Consider the following 17,360-nt stretch of genomic DNA (forward strand, 5'->3'; position numbering starts at 1 on the left):
CGCCCGGCCCGCTTCGTTTTCAACCCGTACCCACATCCCATACCCACACGCCGCCCACCGGCTTGCCCGGCTTCCCGAGCAGTTTCTCCACCGTCGCATACAGCGCCTTGTCGTTGTACTGCGGCTCCAGCACCACCACCCCCGCCCGCCACGCGGCCAGGTCGAACCGCGCCTGCGCCTGCCAGTTCGGCCCTATCTCCGGCACCCGCCCGTTGCCCCGCACATCGTTGAAGAGGTTGGAGGTGTGCCGGGGCGTCGCGCCGTAGATGCCTATCCGGTCCGGTCCCCACGGCCCGTTGAAGTAGCCGCCCGCGACCGGGAAGCCGAGCCCCGTCGCCGACTGCCAGTGCAGGGCCTCCGCGCTGCCGGGATGCGGCAGCGGCACCGTGACCACCGACTCCCCCTTGGAGAGATACGAGCGGTACATGCCCTGTGTGATGAACGCCGGGACCTCGGAACGCTCCCGCACCGGGTACGGCGTCGGCAGCACCGGCAGCAGCGCCACCGCCACCGCCGCAAGCCCCACCACCTGATTCACCCGATCACTGGTCGCCAGCAGCCGGTCCGCCGCCAGCGCGATCAGGACGCCGAGCACCGGCGCGCAGATCATCGCCACCCGTGACTCGATGACCGACTCGAAGAGCGGCTGATGGGCCAGCACTCGCCAGGGACCTGTCAGCACGAAGTCCGTGTACGGGATGCGGAACTTCGGCCCGAGGGAGAGAAACGCCGCCGCGATCCCCGTAAAGGCAAGCGCCTTGACCAGCGCGAGCCGCCACAGCCGCACCACGATCGCCGCCGCGAGCGCGATCAGCGGCCAGCCGAAGAAAGCGTTCTGCTCGGTGCGGTTCATCGCGAGCGGGTCCGCGACCTCGTCCGTACCCATCAGCGATCGGCCCGCGAACTCCAGGAAGGCAAGCGGACTGTTGCCCGCATTGTCGCCGTGCAGCACGCTCGTGTAGCTCTGCGGGCCGAGGAACTGCCAGCCCAACGGCACGGCGGCCAGCGGCAGACAGACGGCGGCCGCGATCAAGAGCCCGCGCAGCAGCGGCCGCCAGGCCGCCCGCGCCACATCGCGGCGCACGAGCGCGTACGAGAGGGCGAAGAGCAGCATGCCCATCGACGCGAGCAGCAACGGTTCCTCGCCGAGGAGGATCTGATACGTCGCGAACAGGCCGAGCAGCACCCCGTCGCGTACGACATTGCGCCCCTCGCACAGCCGCAGCGCCCGGTCGATGATCACCGGAATCATGAACAGCACAAGGAAGTTGGGGTGCGCGTTGCCGTGCGAGATCATCGGCGGCGCGAAGGCCGCGAAGGCGCCGCCGAGCGCGGCGGCCCACCGGTGGTCGGTCAGCCGGCGGGCGATCAGCCAGTACCAGGCGGTCGCGGTCGCCGTGAGTCCCAGCGTGAGCACCAGCGCCCAGGTGACGGTCGGCCCGAGCAGCAGCGTCACCGGGGTGAGCGGGACGGAGAGCCCGAGCATCACGGTGTTCGCCATCAGGTTCACGCCGTCGGGATAGCCCTGCAGGGCCGTGAACAGGGGATTTCGCAGATGCGCGACATTGTCGGCGGTGACCGCGAAGAACCACTCCCACTGGTTCTGGTCCTGCCCCGAGTCGGCGAGATAGCCGCGGTCGAGGTCCGTCCACAGCCCTTTGTAGAGGAGTACGGAAGCGAGCAGGAAGAGGCCGGTGATGGCGAGGTCCACCCGCCGGACGGCACGCGCCCGGAGCCTGACGAGCTCCAGCAGCACCCTGCCGTAGTCCAGCGGCCGGACCTTGGAGCCCTCCTGATGCGACCAGCGCACCGGGACCTCCGTCACCGTCCAGCCCGCGCGCCGGAAGTAGCGGAGTATCTCGACGTCGATTCCCCACCCGTCCAGGCGCGAATCGGCGAAGGCGGCGCGCGCCTTGTCGCCGTCGAAGAGCTTGAAGCCGCACTGGGTGTCATGGATGCCGGGCACGGCGACGGCGCGTATGAGGCGGTTGCCCATCCGGCCGAGCCATTCGCGGATCCGTCGCTGGTGCACCTCGATACGGGAGTCGGGGTGCGCGCGCGAGCCGATCGCCGCGGCGCTGTCCTCCGCCGCGAGCTGCTTGTCGAGCCGGTCCAACTCCTCGATCGGCGTGGCGAGATCGGCGTCGGTGACCAGGACGCGGCGGCCGTACGAGGCGAGCACGCCCTGGCGCAGGGCGCTGCCCTTGCCGTGGTTGGCGTCGCTGGAGACGAGCTGGATGCGCGGTTCCTCGGCCGCGGCCTCCCGGGCGATCTTGGCGGTGGCGTCGGTCGAGCCGTCGTCGACGACGATCAGCTCCCAGTTGCCCCAGCGGCCCGGCTCCCCGCGCAGATGGGCGCAGATCGCGTCCAGCGTGGGGCGCAGCCGCCCTTCCTCGTTGTACGCCGGGACGACGACGCTCAGGTCCACGCTCACTGCTCCAGCCGATCCGCCCAGGCGAGCGCATGGTCGTTGTACGCGCCGATGACCTCGCGCACCTTCTCGGCGTCGCCGAGTGTCAGGGCGTCCACCAGGTCCTCGTGTCCGCTCCACAGCCAGTCCCGCAGCTCGGGCTCCTCGCGCAGGTAGGGGACGGCGAACACCCAGGCCTGGACGCGCAGCCGGTGCAGGAACTCGGAGATGTAGTTGTTGCCGACGAGCGCGCCGAGCTCGCGCCAGAAGCGCAGGTCGTAACCGATGAGTATGGCCAGGTCCCCGCCGCGGGCCGCGCGGGCGGCCTCCTCGGCGCGGCGGCGTACGGACACCAGCACCTTGTTGGGCACCCCGGTGCAGCGGCGCTTCTCGAGTTGGCGGAAGACGCCGTCCACGATCAGGGAACGGGCGTCGATCATGCCGCGGTAGTCGTCGACCGAGAACTGGTGGACCTTGAAGCCCCGGTGCTGGTCGGAGTCGAGCAGCCCCTGCGCCGACAGATCGACGAGGGCTTCCCGGACGGGCGTCGCGGACACGCCGTACTGCTCGGCGATCTGCTTGACGGTGAACTCCTGTCCGGGCTGCAAGCGGCCCGCCAGCACCTCGTCACGCAGCGCGTCCGCGATCTGCTGCCGCAGGGTGTTGCGGGTGACAGCGGAACTGCTGCCGGTGCCGGGCATCGTGGCCTTCTCCTTCGCCGGGGTCCCGGACACGATAGGCCAGACGTCACGAACCGGGTGCGGACAGGGGATTCTGACATGACTGACGCCTTCGAGGCGGCGACGGGTGACGGGCCGGTGTCCGGCTCCTTGGCACGTGCGGCCGAGGTGCGGGCGGCGTTCGACGGCCTGCTCCAGATCCGCCGTGTGACGAACGCCGCTCCCGCGGCGTGGGAGCTCAACCAGATGGTGAGCGCGGTCGCACTGGCGCTGGAGGCCGCGGGCCTCCCGCCCTCGGCGGTGGACGCGTCCGGTGCGCGGACGGCGACGGGCTACCGGGTACGCCTGTCGGACACCCCGGACATGGTGTGCGTGGACTGGCTGGGGCCGGCGGGGAGCGGTGCGGCGCAGGAGGAGGAATCGAGGCTCACTCAGTGCGCTTCGGCGCTGGGGGCGGTGGGGTGGGAGGCGCTGTTGTACCGGGGGCCACGTGGGCGCCGCTTCTTGGAGGTGGAGCCGGGCCGGGGCTGAGGGGGGTGCGTCTTCCCCACCCCGCCCTTCCCGCTGAGTCGACTTGCGGCCCCGCCGCGTGGGGGACAAGCCCCCAGACCCCCGAACGCGACCTTCGGCCGCGTGACCGGCGGCTCGGCCCCCGGACCCCGCGCCGTTCAAAGGACAAGGGGTCCGGGGGCCGCCCCCCGGCTCTACGCCACGTGCTCGTCCGCCACCGACAGCGCCGCGTCCAGCGCCGCCAGGCCCTCCTTCGCCTCCGCCTCGGTGACGTTGCAGGGCGGCACCGCGTGCGTGCGGTTCATGTTGACGAAGGGCCACAGGCCGTTCTTCTTGCAGGCGGCGGCGAACGCGGCCATGGGGGCGTTCGCGGCGCCCGTCGCGTTGTACGGCACCAGCGGCTCGCGCGTCTGACGGTCCCGTACGAGATCGAGCGCCCAGAAGACACCGGTGCCGCGCACCTCGCCGACGCTCGGATGCCGCTCGGCGAGCTCGCGCAGGCCCGGGCCGAGGACCGTCTCGCCGGTGTGGGCCGCCTGCTCGACGACCTTCTCCTCCGCCATCACGTTGATCGTGGCGACGGCGGCGGCGCAGGCCAGCGGGTGGCCGGAGTAGGTGAGGCCGCCGGGGTACGGGCGGGTCGCGAAGGTCTCGGCGATCGCGCCGGAGATCGCCACGCCGCCGAGCGGGACGTAGCCGGAGTTGACGCCCTTGGCGAAGGTCAGCAGGTCGGGGACGACGTCGAAGTGGTCGGCGGCGAACCACTTTCCGGTGCGTCCGAAGCCGGCCATGACCTCGTCGAGCACGAAGACGATCCCGTACCGGTCACAGATCTCGCGGACACCGGCGAGATAGCCGGGCGGCGGGGTCATGATGCCCGCGGTCCCCGGGATCGTCTCCAGGATGATCGCGGCGATGGTCGCCGGGCCCTCGAAGGCGATGGTGTCTTCCAGGTGCTGGAGGGCGCGGGCGCACTCCTGCTCCTCGGTCTCGGAGTAAAACGGCGACCGGTAGAGGAAGGGCCCCCAGAAGTGCACGACGCCGGCGGTGCCGTTGTCGTTGGCCCAGCGGCGCGGGTCGCCGGTGACGTTGATCGCGGTGGCGGTGCCGCCGTGGTACGAGCGGTAGGCGCTCAGCACCTTCGGACGGCCGGTGTGCAGCCGGGCCATCCGGATGGCGTTCTCGACGGCCTCGGCGCCACCGTTGGTGAAGAAGATCTTGTCCAGGTCACCGGGCGTCCGCTCGGCGATGAGGCGTGCGGCCTCGGAACGCGCCTCGACGGCGAACGCCGGCGCGAAGGTGGCGAGCTTGCCGGCCTGCTCCTGGATCGCGGCGACGACCTTGGGGTGCTGGTAGCCGATGTTGGTGTAGACGAGGCCGCTGGTGAAGTCGAGGTAGCGGTTCCCGTCGTAGTCCCAGAAATACGAACCCTCGGCACCGGCGACGGCGAGCGGGTCGATCAGGCCCTGGGCGGACCACGAGTGGAACACATGCGCACGGTCTGCGGCCTTGACGGCAGCGCCGGCCTGGGGGTCGGGATGAGGGGTCATGCGGCAAGGGTAGAGACGCGCTGGTGGGGGCGGACATGGCCACGGTGTATGGCCTGAGCCACGTTCTTGGGCAGTGTGTCGCCCCCAGGACGACGCACCGGTTCACGACACCGGCCGAGAGCCACCCGCCACCGCAGTCTCGAACACCTCCGGGCAGGAACGGCCGGGAGACCGGCTCAGGGAGACCCAACCGTCCCTCCTCGCAAGATCTCCTTGGCGAGCCCCGCAAGTTTCGCAGCAGCGTGGGAGAGCGCCCCCACCGCAAGGCTGGCACCGGCGATGAGGATCCAGCCTGCCGCCTCGTGCGGCAGGCTTGCGGGGACCACGGCAGGCGACTCGCTCTGCCCGGGCTCATTGCTCGGCTCCGCTCGCATCATGTCCCTGACTATTCCCAGGAGACCCGCGACGGCATGAGACACGGCCCCCACCGCAATGGTTGCGACACCGATCACGATCCAGGCGCCCTTACCGAACTCCGCCTGAGTCATTGGCGCAGGCATCGTCGTGCGATGACGGATATGGGGCATGCGGTTCGCCTCCTTCTGCGGGCACCGCCTTCACCTCCTCGGCGTCGGGCGGAGGCGGCTACCTCTGAGGGTCGCGGTGAGGAGGATTCGCGTAATCACCCGACGGGGGTGATCTCATTCACCGGATTCTCATTCACCGGACACCCCGGCGGCTCGCACGGAGAGCGCAACCCAAGGTGCGTTCGCGACTACGGTACGTATCCAATGGACGGTGAGCAGTAGTTCCGCCGCCGTTGTCCCCGGGAGTGCCATGACTACGCAGCCCGAGCCGCCGTCGTCCGATTCGCCCAACGGTGCGCCCGCCCCCGTCCGGGGCCACAAGGGCCGTTCGCGTGCCGGGCGGATCGTGACGAGCACCTTCTCGGCGGTGCTGATCACCCTCACCTGCATCCTCGTACCGGTCTCCCTGCTCACCGTCTGGGTGCACGACATCGTGCTGGACACCGACCGGTACGTGTCGACGGTCGAACCGCTCGCGACGGACCCGGCGATCGAGGCTGCCGCCGTCAACCGCATCACGAAGGCCGCCGCCGTCCGGGTCGACGGCAGCGCGGTCGCCGCGGACGTGGCCAAGTGGCTGGAGTCCCAGGGGCTGCCACCCAGCGCCGGTAATGCGATCAAGGCGCTGGGTCCGCAGCTGGACTCGGCCGTCGAGGCGGCTGTCACCAAGGTGGCGACCCGCTTCGTCGAGAGCGACAAGTTCGAGACGGTCTGGACGAATGCCAACCGCGCCGCCCACACTGCCGTCGTGCGCGCGCTCACCGGTGAGGGCCGGGGCGCGGTCGAGGTGAGTGGCGGCACTGTCACCCTCAATATCGGCACCGCCGTGGACACGGTCAAGAAGGACCTCGTGAACGCCGGCATCGCCCCGGCCGCGAAGATCCCCGCCGTCAACAAGCAGATGGTGCTCTTCCAGTCCGACAAGCTGGAGAAGATCAAGAGCGCGGTGCATCTGCTCGACGTCATCGGCAACTGGCTGCCCGTGCTCACGGTGGTGCTCGGCGCGATCGGGGTACTGCTCGCCCGGCGCCGCCGCCGGGCCCTGGTGACCACTACCCTCTGCGCGGCCGCCGCCTGTCTGATCCTCGCCATCGGGCTGGTCGTCATCCGCCGCTACTACCTGGACCACCTGCCCGCGCAGGTTCAGTCCCCGGCGGCGGCAGCAGCCGTCTTCGACACTCTGCTGCGCTTCCTGAGGGTCAGCATCCGTACCACGCTGGTACTCGGCGTCGTGGTGGCGATCGGCGCCTACCTGTCCGGTGCCGGCCGTCTGCCGCGCTCGCTGCGCGGAACGGCCGAGCGTACGGCCGACTCCGCCGCGCGCTGGGGCGGTACCCACGGGGTGCACACCGGGAAGGCCGGCATCTGGGTGGACGCCCACCGGCGGTGGCTCACCATTGGTGTGCTGCTCGTGATCGCGCTGATCTTCGCGCTGTGGAACCACCCGACGGTGCTGACGGTTCTGCTGCTGGTGATCATCCTCCTCGCCGTCCTCGCCGTACTCGCGCTGCTGGCGGCCACCGGCCGGAACGGCGAGATGACCGAGCAGGCGGGTAAGCAGTCGGGCGGGTAAGCAGTAGCGCCCCGGCGCACAGCGACGCCGGGTCCACTCCGACCGTGCGGCGTCACCAGGCGCCTCGCACGGCGTAGCCCGGTTCGGGCGAATGGCGCGATCACAGCACCCCGAGGTCCAGGTTCGGGCGAATGGCGCGATCACAGCACCCCGAGGTCCAGGTCCCGGCGTACGGCCTCCAGGCTGCGCCGGAACGCCATTGACAGTAGGCTGCCCAAATGACAGTCTGCTGTCATATAGGCAGCCGCGCGCGTCCAGGAGGGCACCATGTCCCGCAAGACCGTTCATCTCGCCGTGTACGACACCTACGCCGACTGGGAGACCGGGCACACCACCGCCCACCTCACCCAGAACGGCTTCACCGTCCGCACCGTCGGCCCCACCACTGACCCCGTCGTCACCATGGGCGGCATCCGCATCCAGCCCGATATGCCGCTCAGCGAGCTCGACCCCCAGGACAGCGCCCTGCTCATCCTCACCGGCGCGCACCTGTGGGACAGCGGTGACGATCTCGCCCCCTTCGCCGCCAAGGCCCGTGAGTTCCTCGACGCCGGCGTCCCCGTCGCCGCCATGTGTGGTGCCACCGCCGGGATCGCCCGCGAAGGGCTGCTCGACGATCGCGCGCACACCAGCGCCGCGCCCTTCTACCTCGACGCCACCGGCTACAAGGGCGGCGCGCACTACCGCGACACGGACGCCGTCACCGACCGCGACCTGATCACCGCCGGGCCCACCGAGCCCGTCGCCTTCGCCCGCGAGGTCTTCGCCCTGCTCAAGGTCTACGAGGGCGAGAAGCTGGACGCCTGGTACCGGCTGTTCCACGACTCGGACGCCGCCGCCTTCGCGGTGCTGAACTCATGAGCCGCGAACAGCAGGACCTCCTCAGCCGGACCGCCCTCGGCGTCTTCCGGCTGAACGGCCAATTCCTCGCCGTCTCCGAGGAGTTGGCCAAGCCCGCCGGGCTGACCGCCGCCTGGTGGCAGGTGCTCGGAGCCGTACTGCGCCATCCGCTGCCCGTCGCCGGGATCGCCCGGGACATGGGCATCACCCGCCAGAGCGTGCAGCGGATCGCCGACCTGCTGGTCGAGCGGGGACTTGCCGCGTACGAACCCAACCCCGCCCACCGCCGCGCCAAGCTGCTGCGCCCCACCGACGAGGGCCGCGCCGCCGTCGCGAAGATCGGCCCCGGTCACGCGGAGCTGGCGGCCCGCCTCGCCGATGCCCTCGGCCCCGAGCAGTTCGCCGAGACGGCCAGGGTGCTGGAGCAGCTCTCCAAGGCGCTCGACGGCATCAGTGACCGGCACCCGGAAAGAAGTCCGCAGTCGTGATGTAGTCCATCGCCCCCGTGAACACCGGGTCCCCGAGCCGACGCTCCATCTCTTCCTCGCTCACGTCCCCGATGCGCGTCTGGACCCAATAGAGGTTCCCGAACGGATCCCGCACCCGGCCGGGGCGCGGGCCGCACTATCCTCGGTCCGTCACAACAGCACGGGGGAGGGCGCGCGGCGATGGAGCAGCTGGCACCAGGAGATCCGCAGCACATCGGCGAGTACCGCCTGCTGGCCCGGCTCGGCGCGGGCGGCATGGGCCAGGTCTACCTCGCGCGCAACGACCGCGGGCGCACCGTCGCCGTCAAGCTCGTACGCCAGGAGCTCGCCGAGCAGGAGGAGTTCCGGGCCCGCTTCCGCCAGGAGGTACGCGCCGCCCTGCGGGTCGGCGGCCAGTGGACCGCCCCCGTTCTGGACGCCGACACCGAGGCCCCCGTCCCCTGGGTCGCCACCGGCTACATCGCCGGACCCGCGCTCCACACCGTCGTCTCCGGCGAGCACGGTCCTCTCCCCGAGCGCTCGGTCCGCATCCTCGCCTCCGGCCTCGCACACGCCCTGCAGAACATCCACGCGGCCGACCTCATCCACCGCGACCTCAAGCCGTCCAACATCCTGATCACCATCGACGGTCCGCGCGTCATCGACTTCGGCATCGCCCGCGCCCTGGAGACGGTCACCGACGGCGGTCTGACCCGCACCGGCGCGCTCGTCGGGTCACCCGGCTTCATGGCCCCCGAGCAGGTCCGCGGCGACCGTGTCACCGCCGCCTGCGACATCTTCTGCCTCGGCTCGGTCCTCGCGTACGCGGCGACGGGCCGCCTCCCCTTCGGCTCGGCCGACAGCGGGGTGCACGCGCTGATGTTCCGCATAGCGCAGGAGGAGCCGGACCTGGCGGGCATGCCGGAGGGGCTGCTCGAGCTCGTACGGGACTGTCTGAACAAGGACCCCGAGGCACGGCCGACACTCCCGCAGATCCTGGAGCGTACGACCTCCGACGCGACGAACGAACCCTGGCTGCCGGGCGCGCTGATCGCCGAACTCGGCCGCCACGCAGTGCAGTTGCTGGAGGTCGAACAGCCCGCGTCACCGGCGCCCGAACAGCCTCCGACGATGACCGCACCCGTGCGACCCCCCGCCCCGCAACCCACACCCCCACCGGCCCCGGCACCGGCACCGACTCCTGCGTACGGGTACGGCTTCCCGTACAACACCCCGGCCCCGGCCCCGTACGCCCCCACACCCCTCCCGTACACACCCCCGCAGCCGGCGCCGACCAGCAGCCGCGGCACCGTCGCCCTCCTCGCGGTCGCCGTCCTCGTCGCAGTCGCTGCAGGCGGCTCGGTCTACGTCCTGATGGACGGCGACGGCAAGAAGAGCACCACCGACTCCAGGCCGGCGGCCTCGACGTCCTCGGCGACCGCGACGAACCCGGACAGCTCGGGGAACACGACCCCCTCCACCACGCCCCCGACCACCCCCGGCGCCCAGGAAGGCGGCGTTCCGGCGGAGTACGTCGGCACCTGGCGGGCGTCCTTCGACACGGCCGACGGCACCAACTCCCGCACCATGACGATCACCCAGGGCTCAACCGGCACCCAGGTCATGACCCTGTCGGGCACCGGCCCGAACTACGACTGCCGCTGGTCGGCCACCCTCCGCGCCTCGGGCCCACCTCTCGAACTCGGCCCGACCCAGGTCACGTTCGGCGACCCGAAACAGTGCTCGCCGGGCCAGTGGAGCCGCCTGGACATGCCGGACGACTCAACGATCGTCCGCGAACTGGTGGGCTCGGGCGGCGCGCCACTCACCTACACGAAGACGAGCTGAACTCAGCCCCAGCTCTGGGAGTAGTAGCTCCAGTAGTTCTGGCGGTCCTTGGCCGATCTGATCCAGTGGCTGGCCAACAGTCCGAGCAGACTCACCAGGATGACCCCCAACCCCGGGCCGAGAGTCTGGAAGTTGACGGGTATACCGGGTGCCGCCTTCGATCCGTTCGCCGCCCCCGACGACCCCGGCTGCCCGGCCGCCCCCGGCACTCCCGGCGAGCCCGGCGGGACGGCTCCGGTGGCTGCCGACGGGTCGGCGGGGGCGGCCGTCTGGCCGCCCGTGCCCTCGGTGCCCCCGGCGGGCGGAGCGCCGCCCGCCAACAGCCTTACCCCCAGCGCCTCCAGCGCCTTCGTGGCCGGCTGGAAGAACGTGACGCCTCCCGTGGTGCAGTCCCCGTTGCCGCCCGAGGTCACGCCGATCGCCAGACCCTCCGAGATCAGCGGGCCCCCGCTGTCTCCGGGCTCGGCACAGACGGTGGTCTCGATCAGCCCGGTGACCGTGCCCTCGGGATAGTTCACCGTCGCGTTCAACGCGGTCACCTTCCCGTCGTGGAATCCCGAGGTGCTGCCGCTGCGGAAGACCCGTTGACCGACGACCGGGTCGGCGGCGCCGTTGATCTGCACCCCGCGCCCACCGCCGATGTCCACGATGTTGGCTCCGCCGGCCGAGAGGGTTTCGCCGTTCTCGTACCGCACGAGCGAGAAGTCGTTGCCCGGGAAAGTACTGCCGATGGTCGTGCCGACCAACTGCTCGCCCCGGCGGTCCCCGAACCAGGTGGTGCCGACCGGGCCGCAGTGCCCGGCCGTCAGGATGAACGTGTCCTTGCCGTCGGTCACATTGAAGCCCGCGGAGCAGCGGCCGTCCCGGGAGAAGATCGGCAGGGCGCCGTTCAGCCTGGTGGTGAAGGCGCCCGCGGTCCGCTCCATGTGGACGGAGCCGCCGATCCGCTCGGCGACGTCGGACATGCGTGACCAGTCGTCGGCGGACACGGTGCTGTCCGCGTGCACCACGACCTTGTTGGACGCGTAGTCCACCGCCCACGCGGTGCCACTCACCCGAGGCGCCTCACGCAGCTCCTCGGCGGCCGAGCGGAGCCGGCGCATGCTGTAGCGCACGACTTCGGCGCGCGCCCCCGCCCGCCGTACCTCGGCCGCCGCGTCCTCGTCGGTCACGGCGACGACCGGGCGCCCGTCGGCCCCCGTCCAGCTGCCCGCGGTACGAGAGGTGCCGAGCCGCGAGACCAGGTCAGCCATCGGATCGGCGGACGACTGTCCGGACGGTTCGCCCGCCATGGCGTGCGGACCGGAGGGTTCACTCGCCATGGCGTTCGACACCATTAATCCGCCGCAGACCAGCCCTCCTACGGCCGCCAGCCGCGCGAGACGCTGGAGGTTCCGTCGTGCGTGCCTCATCCGCGGCCCCAAGGTCGTACCGACATGGCGTCACAAGCCCGTGGGCCCCCGGAACCAGGGGCCCCCACCTCAGTACGTGCCGCCCCGCCGTCCCGTTCAGAGCTTCATGGCATACACGTAGCGCGAGTTGACGCGCGTCCGGATCTTCTCCGGTGGAGTCGCGCTGGGATCCTGGTCATTCCTCGCGTATTCCCCGAGCCCCCAGATGACCCGTGAGCCCCGGTAATTCGCCTGGTAGCTGAGATCCTCGGGACCGGGCACCTGCCCCCACTTCTCGGTCGCGGTTCCGTCGACCGGGCACCGGTTCAGCTTGCCGTTGGGAAAGCCGTCGCTGACAGAGAGATGGAACCGGCCCCCGGCACTGACCGCTCCCTGCACGTTCCCGCCGTTCTTGATGCGATAGACCCTGCGCGAGCCGATCTCGGCATCGTTTCCGCCGTCGGTCAGCGCCCCGGCGGAGTTCAGGGTCCAGTCGATGATGCGGGAGTCGATCGCCGGGCGCGGTCTGTTGCCCTCCCTCTCCGCCCTGCGGAACTCGCTCACCAGCAGCGACGATCTCCCGGCCGTGTGCACGACCGCGACCTGCGAGTAGCCCAGCCGCGTGCTCTCGGTCTCCCAGCCCTGGACGACATGGTCGTAGGCACGGCTCTGCGGAAGGATGTACGTGTAGTCGTACGCGTGATACCTGCCGTCGTGAAAGCCGACCAGCCGCTTGTTGCCGCCGGAAGCCACGCGGATCATCTCGTCGAGGTTGAACACCCGCAGCGCGCGCTTCTTGCTGTCCGCGACATAGAGGCGGTTCCGGTACCAGGCGATGCCCCCGGCATGCACATCGGCCGCCCGGAAGTCGTGTGGCCGCCCGCTGCCGCCGGGCCTGGTGCTGCCGTTCACCGGCTCGACCAGCAGGACGTGTACATAACGCGGTTGCCGCGTCCTCATATCGACGAAGGTGATGCGGGCTCCCCTTTCGCGCTGGGCCCTTCGCGCATACCAGGAAACCATCAGCAGATTGCGGTTCAGGGGGATATAGGGACCCCCCGTCAACCGGGCGTCGTACTCACTGGTGATTCCCTGCGGACGCCAGTCCGGGTCCTTGAAGTCGTCCCTGTCCCATTTGAAGGCACCGCGCCCACTCACCCGCGGGAACAATCCCTTGCCGAAGGAATTCGGCATCCACTTCCCGGTCCTCCAGGCGGCTCGCGGCTCCGCCAGCACCACGCGCTCATAGTGGACGGCACCGGCGAGCCCGCTTCTCTCCCCCTTCAGGCCCTCGATCGTCACCGGATAGTCGGTGGGATGCTCCCCTTCGCCTTCGGCGTGAGTCCGTATTCTCACGCTCACCGAGCTCGGTACCGGGAGCGGCGGCTCGGGTGCTGCCACCTCCGGCCTGTCCGCCGCGTGCGCGGTCGCGGGGAGGACCAGGCCGCCCACCGTCGCCGCGACGGGGGCCGCCGCCATGCCCCGCAGGATCGTTCTCCGTGTTGTGTCCATGCCGCTGGACGCTAGACACGGCGCGGGCGGCCCGTCGCCGGTATTCGCGTCCGGGACATGTCCCGGACACCCGTCTTGGTCAACTCAGCAACGATGACACGGCGTTACGCAGGAGCAGCGGGTGTACGAACCGGTCCGCCGTGGTCGGCGGGAAGCGCCAGGACAGCGGCCAGGTGCGGCCACGAAGAGCGGGCACTGGGATGTAACTCACGCGTGCGGGGCCTGAGTTGAGACGGGTGACGCCACGCGGCCAGGGCCGGTGGGACGTAGTCCCTGCCGGTACGAGGAAGTAGACCGACCGCCGCCCGGCCGCCTCGATGACGACGGGCCCGGGGTCACCGCCGGTCAGCCGCTCCAGGAGGTCGGCGAGACGGCGGCCGTCCTCGTCGTCGACGCGGATGGCGTCGAATTGCACGCCTGCCTTACGGAGCTGGAACCCGGAAGCCGGAATCCAATCGAGGTTTAGTTGGCGACTTTGCGTATCCACAAGGACAGTCTGGGTGACCTTGGCTAGCGTTTTCCATGACCGCGAGGAGGGGGTCCAGCATACGTTGACCTGCGCGAACTTCCTTTGAGACGGGTCGAATTCAGCGGGGTTCCGGTTGAGACCGGTTGAGTCCGGTTGAGTCGAAGCGGTGATCGCAAATGGCACGTGCGGAGAACAAGGAAACGGCGGGTCCGGCGACGCGTCTGGTGGCGAATGTAGCGCGCAATATTCGCGTGCAGAAGGGATGGACGCAGGAGCAACTGGGCAACGAAATCGGCTTCACGGGCGCGGCGGTGAGCGCGATGGAGACCTGCGCGCAGCCGGCGAGCGACCAGATGCTGGTGGAGCTGGAGAGGGTGCTCGGGGGCGGGACGGGGATCTTCGAGGAGGCGCGCACGCACGTACGGCTGGACAAGTACCCGGCGCAGTTCAAAAACTACGCGCTGCTGGAGCAGAAGGCAGTGGGGCTGTGTCTGTACGCGACGCTGGTCGTGCACGGCTTGTTCCAGACGGAGGAGTACGCGCGGGCGCTGATCGGGGGCGGATATCCGCCGCTGAGCGAGGGGCGGGTGGAGGAGCTGGTGGAGGCGCGGATGGCACGCAGGGCGCTGTTCGAGCGGGAGCCGGTGGCGCTGATCGAGCTGGTGCTGGAGGAGTCGGTGTTACGGCGGACGATCGGCGGCGAGGAGGTCATGCGCGGCCAGATGCGGCACCTTGCGGAGTGTGCGAGGCGGCGCAATGTGACACTCCAAGTGCTGCCGCTGGACGCTGGGCTCAGCGGCGAATATGCGGGCGACCGCGGTGGGATGGAGTTGGTGGAGACCCCGGAGCACGACCGCCTGGTCTTCCTGGAGATGCAGGGCGAGAGCCTGCTGATCAAGGAGCCGGGAAAGGTGAGTACGTTGACCCAGCGGTATGCGAGGATCCGGGCACAGGCCCTGGATCCCCGTGAATCGCTGGGCCTCATCGAGCGGTTGGCAGGAGAGCAGAGATGAGCAACAGCCTGCGCTGGTTCAAGTCCAGCTACAGCGACAGCGGTGGTGGCAGCTGCATCGAAGTCGCCTTCGACTGGCGCAAGTCTTCGTACAGCGATGACAGCGGCGGCAGCTGCGTCGAGGTCGCCGCCTGCCCCCACACCATCCACATCCGTGACTCCAAGGTCACCGACGGCCCCACCTTCGCCGTCGCCCCCACCACCTGGACGAACTTCCTCGACTGGGCGAGCTGAACCCGTACGGAGGAGAAGCCATGACGATGACGGGCACAGCGGTACCGGGTCCGGCGGGTCTGCCGCTACTGGGCTCGATGTTCGAGCTCAAGCGGGACTCGCTCGGCACCTTCCTCAACGCACAGCGCGAGCACGGCGATGTCGTCAGGATCACCGCGGGCCCGCCCGGGCTGCGGGCCGAGCTGTACGCGGTGTTCTCCGCGGAGGGCGCCCAGCAGGTGCTGGCGACGGAATCGGCCAACTTCCGCAAGGACAACGCCTTTTACCAGGAGGTCCGGGAGTCCTTCGGCAACGGTCTGCTGACCAGCCAGGACGACGACTACCTCCGGCAGCGGCGGCTCGTGCAGCCGCTGTTCACCCGCCGCCGGGTCGACGGCTACGCCGCCGCCGTCACCGCCGAAACCTCTGCTCTGCTCTCCGCCTGGCGCACCGCCCCGGACGCCACGGTCGACGTCGTCGACGAGACGACGCGGCTCACTCTGCGGGCGGTTGCCCGCATCCTGTTCGGCACGGACGTCGAGGCGGCGGTCGACGTCGTGCAGCGCTGTTTCCCGATCATCGGGGAGTACACGCTCACCCGCGGCTACTCCCCCGCCAACTTCCCGCGCAGCTGGCCGACTCCCGCCAACCGGCGGGCCGCCACCGCGATGGAAGAACTGTTCGCGGTGTGCGACGGGATCATCGAGAAGCGGCGGGCGGAGGGGGATGCGGCCCAGGGCGAGGATCTGCTGACCCTGCTCTCCCAGGCCGAGAGCGCGGAGGACGGGTCCCTCGACGCGTCCGAAATCCGTGATCAGGTGCTGGTGTTCCTGCTCGCGGGGCACGAGACGACGGCGACGTCGCTGGCGTTCGCGCTGCATCTGCTGGCCCGCCACCCCGAGCAACAGGCGCGGGCGCGGGACGAGGTCGTACGCGTACTGAACGGACGGACTCCGGGGGCCGCGGATCTCGACGCACTCCCGTATCTGACGCAGGTACTGAAGGAGGCGATGCGCCTCTATCCGGCGGGGCCGGTCATCGGCCGTCAGGCGGTCGCAGCGGCGGAGATCGGCGGGCACACGATCCCGGCCGGCGCCGACGTGATCGTCGCTCCGTGGGTGACGCACCGGCATCCGGGGTACTGGGACGATCCAGAGCGCTTCGACCCGGAACGGTTCACGCCGGAGCGGGAGAAGGAGCGGCCGCGGTATGCGTGGTTCCCGTTCGGCGGCGGGCCGCGGGCGTGCATCGGTCAGCACTTCTCGATGCTGGAGTCGGTGCTGGCGCTGGCGATGATCCTGCGGGAGTACGAGCTGGAGGCGGTCGACGTCGACGTCCCGGTGGACACGGGCATCACCCTGCGTGCGGCGGGCCCGGCACGGTGCGCGCTGCGGCGGGTGGACGGGGCGTCCGCCTGACGCGGAGTCGCGGGGCCCGGGCGCGATCCGGGCCCCGCGCCGCGTACTACTCGACGATCCGGATCGTTCGGATGCCCGTGCCGCGGTACCGCGACGGCGCGCGAGTCAGCACCGGGCGGCCGCGCGGCCACTCGACGGACGGCCGGGCCAGATGCAGTGCGTGCGCGCCGCTCCAGTCGTTCTCCGCCTTCTCCGGGTCGTCTTCGCCCACGTCGGAGCGCAGTTGCTTGCCGACCGCCATGACTCCCGCGAAGTCGAGCGCCGTGATGTCCACGGACGGCAGGGCGCCGATGTGCTCGGCCACGCCCGCACGTTCCGCCTCAGCGGCAGTCAGGCACAGGGCCGGGATGTAGACGCGCTGCGCCGGGTTCTTCTCGGCCTCGGTGACGAGGCGCGAGGCCATGCTGTTGCCTGCGCCGAGCGCCAGGGCGGCGGTGTCGTCGAAGACGACGGCACGCGGCAGCGGGTACTCCTTGCGGGCCGTCACTGGACCTCCCCGATCCGTCCGGCCTCGAGGTCGGCCCAGAGCTGCTCGCCAGCCCGCTCGTCCTCCTCGGTGTACGGCCTGCCGAGGAAGTGCTCCTCGACGTACGCCTTGGTCTCCTCGTACTGCTTCTGGAGCTCTTCCTTCGTGGGCGTGGCACCCGCGAGCTGCGCGACCAGGTCGCGCATGGTCATCCCGCGCTCGCGAGCCAGCTCCAGCAGGCGGTCACGGACCGCGGGGTCGACCTTGATGGTGGTGTCAGCCATGATCACAGTATACCGGCGGTATACCGTTTCAGGGCGCTCTAATGCGATGGTCACGAGGGCCTTCCCTCTGTAGGTGACAAGTGCCAACGGACTATGCCAGTCACAGAGTTCGCCCGGGCGGCCCATGGAGTCCATTCACCCCCCAGGGTGACCTCAGGACGAACATCCGGCATCGGGACCCCTAACCCGC

The 17,360-nt window shown here is 70.2% G+C and carries 16 protein-coding genes; 8 read left to right on the plus strand and 8 right to left on the minus strand.

Features of this window, described 5'->3' with window-relative positions; all coding sequences use genetic code 11:
* Positions 1-19 precede the first annotated feature (19 nt).
* Together OG729_RS18240 and OG729_RS18245 are read right to left on the minus strand one after the other, a co-directional pair.
* Positions 20-2,434 (minus strand): dolichyl-phosphate beta-glucosyltransferase, encoded by a 2,415-nt coding sequence (locus OG729_RS18240; RefSeq protein WP_405807095.1) that lies wholly within the window; start codon positions 2,432-2,434, stop codon positions 20-22.
* Positions 2,431-3,111: a GntR family transcriptional regulator gene (locus OG729_RS18245; RefSeq protein WP_405807096.1), complete on the minus strand. Its 681-nt coding sequence runs from the start codon at positions 3,109-3,111 to the stop codon at positions 2,431-2,433. Before OG729_RS18245 ends, OG729_RS18240 begins: the two co-directional genes overlap by 4 nt.
* 78 nt (positions 3,112-3,189) lie before the next feature.
* Here OG729_RS18245 and OG729_RS18250 point away from each other — a divergent pair, with 78 nt between their 5' ends.
* Positions 3,190-3,621 carry a hypothetical protein gene (locus tag OG729_RS18250; RefSeq protein WP_405807097.1) on the plus strand — a complete coding sequence of 144 codons (432 nt, stop codon included), beginning with the start codon at positions 3,190-3,192 and terminating at the stop codon, positions 3,619-3,621.
* 173 nt (positions 3,622-3,794) lie between these two features.
* On the opposite strand, the gene OG729_RS18255 is transcribed toward OG729_RS18250, so the two are convergent.
* Positions 3,795-5,150, minus strand: coding sequence for an aspartate aminotransferase family protein (locus OG729_RS18255; RefSeq protein ID WP_360880443.1), 1,356 nt, complete (start codon positions 5,148-5,150; stop codon positions 3,795-3,797).
* Positions 5,151-5,927: 777 nt separating this feature from the next.
* Here OG729_RS18255 and OG729_RS18260 point away from each other — a divergent pair.
* The 4 genes from OG729_RS18260 to OG729_RS18275 all read left to right on the plus strand — a co-directional run bounded on the left by OG729_RS18260 (position 5,928) and on the right by OG729_RS18275 (position 10,405).
* Positions 5,928-7,250 (plus strand): hypothetical protein, encoded by a 1,323-nt coding sequence (locus OG729_RS18260; protein ID WP_405807098.1) that lies wholly within the window; start codon positions 5,928-5,930, stop codon positions 7,248-7,250.
* Positions 7,251-7,517: 267 nt separating this feature from the next.
* A complete protein-coding gene (locus tag OG729_RS18265; protein ID WP_405807100.1) occupies positions 7,518-8,111 on the plus strand; it encodes a DJ-1/PfpI family protein in 594 nt (197 codons plus the stop codon).
* Positions 8,108-8,578, plus strand: coding sequence for a MarR family winged helix-turn-helix transcriptional regulator (locus OG729_RS18270; protein WP_405807101.1), 471 nt, complete (start codon positions 8,108-8,110; stop codon positions 8,576-8,578). The genes OG729_RS18265 and OG729_RS18270 overlap by 4 nt, the downstream gene beginning before the upstream one ends.
* Before the next feature lie 180 nt (positions 8,579-8,758).
* On the plus strand, positions 8,759-10,405 hold the full coding sequence (locus OG729_RS18275) for a serine/threonine-protein kinase (protein WP_405807103.1): 1,647 nt from the start codon (positions 8,759-8,761) through the stop codon (positions 10,403-10,405).
* Between the two features lie 2 nt (positions 10,406-10,407).
* On the opposite strand, the gene OG729_RS18280 is transcribed toward OG729_RS18275, so the two are convergent.
* The 3 genes from OG729_RS18280 to OG729_RS18290 form a co-directional block, all read right to left on the minus strand.
* On the minus strand, positions 10,408-11,817 hold the full coding sequence (locus tag OG729_RS18280) for a S1 family peptidase (protein WP_405807105.1): 1,410 nt from the start codon (positions 11,815-11,817) through the stop codon (positions 10,408-10,410).
* A 96-nt stretch (positions 11,818-11,913) separates the two neighbouring features.
* On the minus strand, positions 11,914-13,308 hold the full coding sequence (locus OG729_RS18285; RefSeq protein ID WP_405807107.1) for a hypothetical protein: 1,395 nt from the start codon (positions 13,306-13,308) through the stop codon (positions 11,914-11,916).
* A gap of 79 nt (positions 13,309-13,387) precedes the next feature.
* On the minus strand, positions 13,388-13,795 hold the full coding sequence (locus tag OG729_RS18290; protein WP_405807108.1) for a hypothetical protein: 408 nt from the start codon (positions 13,793-13,795) through the stop codon (positions 13,388-13,390).
* A 158-nt stretch (positions 13,796-13,953) separates the two neighbouring features.
* On the opposite strand from OG729_RS18290, the gene OG729_RS18295 reads away from it, so the two are divergent.
* From OG729_RS18295 to OG729_RS18305, 3 genes are read left to right on the plus strand one after another with little or no spacing between them, the layout of a single operon-like run.
* Positions 13,954-14,790 carry a Scr1 family TA system antitoxin-like transcriptional regulator gene (locus OG729_RS18295; RefSeq protein WP_405807109.1) on the plus strand — a complete coding sequence of 279 codons (837 nt, stop codon included), beginning with the start codon at positions 13,954-13,956 and terminating at the stop codon, positions 14,788-14,790.
* Positions 14,787-15,023 carry a DUF397 domain-containing protein gene (locus tag OG729_RS18300; RefSeq protein WP_405807111.1) on the plus strand — a complete coding sequence of 79 codons (237 nt, stop codon included), beginning with the start codon at positions 14,787-14,789 and terminating at the stop codon, positions 15,021-15,023. Before OG729_RS18295 ends, OG729_RS18300 begins: the two co-directional genes overlap by 4 nt.
* 26 nt (positions 15,024-15,049) lie before the next feature.
* On the plus strand, positions 15,050-16,420 hold the full coding sequence (locus tag OG729_RS18305; protein ID WP_405811176.1) for a cytochrome P450: 1,371 nt from the start codon (positions 15,050-15,052) through the stop codon (positions 16,418-16,420).
* Positions 16,421-16,466: 46 nt separating this feature from the next.
* Here OG729_RS18305 and OG729_RS18310 read toward each other — a convergent pair whose 3' ends face one another.
* Together OG729_RS18310 and OG729_RS18315 are read right to left on the minus strand one after the other, a co-directional pair.
* A complete protein-coding gene (locus OG729_RS18310; protein WP_405807112.1) occupies positions 16,467-16,907 on the minus strand; it encodes a hypothetical protein in 441 nt (146 codons plus the stop codon).
* Entirely contained in the window at positions 16,904-17,170 is a 267-nt protein-coding gene (locus OG729_RS18315; RefSeq protein ID WP_360884392.1) for a hypothetical protein, read from the minus strand. The genes OG729_RS18310 and OG729_RS18315 overlap by 4 nt, the downstream gene beginning before the upstream one ends.
* Positions 17,171-17,360: the final 190 nt, after the last annotated feature.

Origin of the sequence: Streptomyces sp. NBC_00210, assembly GCF_045160975.1 — a bacterium.
Lineage (GTDB): Bacteria > Actinomycetota > Actinomycetes > Streptomycetales > Streptomycetaceae > Streptomyces.

Excerpts from the sequence above, each read along its gene's own strand:
- OG729_RS18285 (WP_405807107.1), bottom strand. The coding sequence starts at position 13,308 with ATGGACACAACACGGAGAACGATCCTGCGGGGCATGGCGGCGGCCCCC.
- OG729_RS18280 (WP_405807105.1), bottom strand. The coding sequence starts at position 11,817 with ATGAGGCACGCACGACGGAACCTCCAGCGTCTCGCGCGGCTGGCGGCC.
- OG729_RS18260 (WP_405807098.1), top strand. The coding sequence starts at position 5,928 with ATGACTACGCAGCCCGAGCCGCCGTCGTCCGATTCGCCCAACGGTGCG.
- OG729_RS18255 (WP_360880443.1), bottom strand. The coding sequence starts at position 5,150 with ATGACCCCTCATCCCGACCCCCAGGCCGGCGCTGCCGTCAAGGCCGCA.
- OG729_RS18275 (WP_405807103.1), top strand. The coding sequence starts at position 8,759 with ATGGAGCAGCTGGCACCAGGAGATCCGCAGCACATCGGCGAGTACCGC.
- OG729_RS18250 (WP_405807097.1), top strand. The coding sequence starts at position 3,190 with ATGACTGACGCCTTCGAGGCGGCGACGGGTGACGGGCCGGTGTCCGGC.
- OG729_RS18305 (WP_405811176.1), top strand. The coding sequence starts at position 15,050 with ATGACGGGCACAGCGGTACCGGGTCCGGCGGGTCTGCCGCTACTGGGC.
- OG729_RS18295 (WP_405807109.1), top strand. The coding sequence starts at position 13,954 with ATGGCACGTGCGGAGAACAAGGAAACGGCGGGTCCGGCGACGCGTCTG.
- OG729_RS18245 (WP_405807096.1), bottom strand. The coding sequence starts at position 3,111 with ATGCCCGGCACCGGCAGCAGTTCCGCTGTCACCCGCAACACCCTGCGG.
- OG729_RS18300 (WP_405807111.1), top strand. The coding sequence starts at position 14,787 with ATGAGCAACAGCCTGCGCTGGTTCAAGTCCAGCTACAGCGACAGCGGT.
- OG729_RS18315 (WP_360884392.1), bottom strand. The coding sequence starts at position 17,170 with ATGGCTGACACCACCATCAAGGTCGACCCCGCGGTCCGTGACCGCCTG.
- OG729_RS18265 (WP_405807100.1), top strand. The coding sequence starts at position 7,518 with ATGTCCCGCAAGACCGTTCATCTCGCCGTGTACGACACCTACGCCGAC.
- OG729_RS18270 (WP_405807101.1), top strand. The coding sequence starts at position 8,108 with ATGAGCCGCGAACAGCAGGACCTCCTCAGCCGGACCGCCCTCGGCGTC.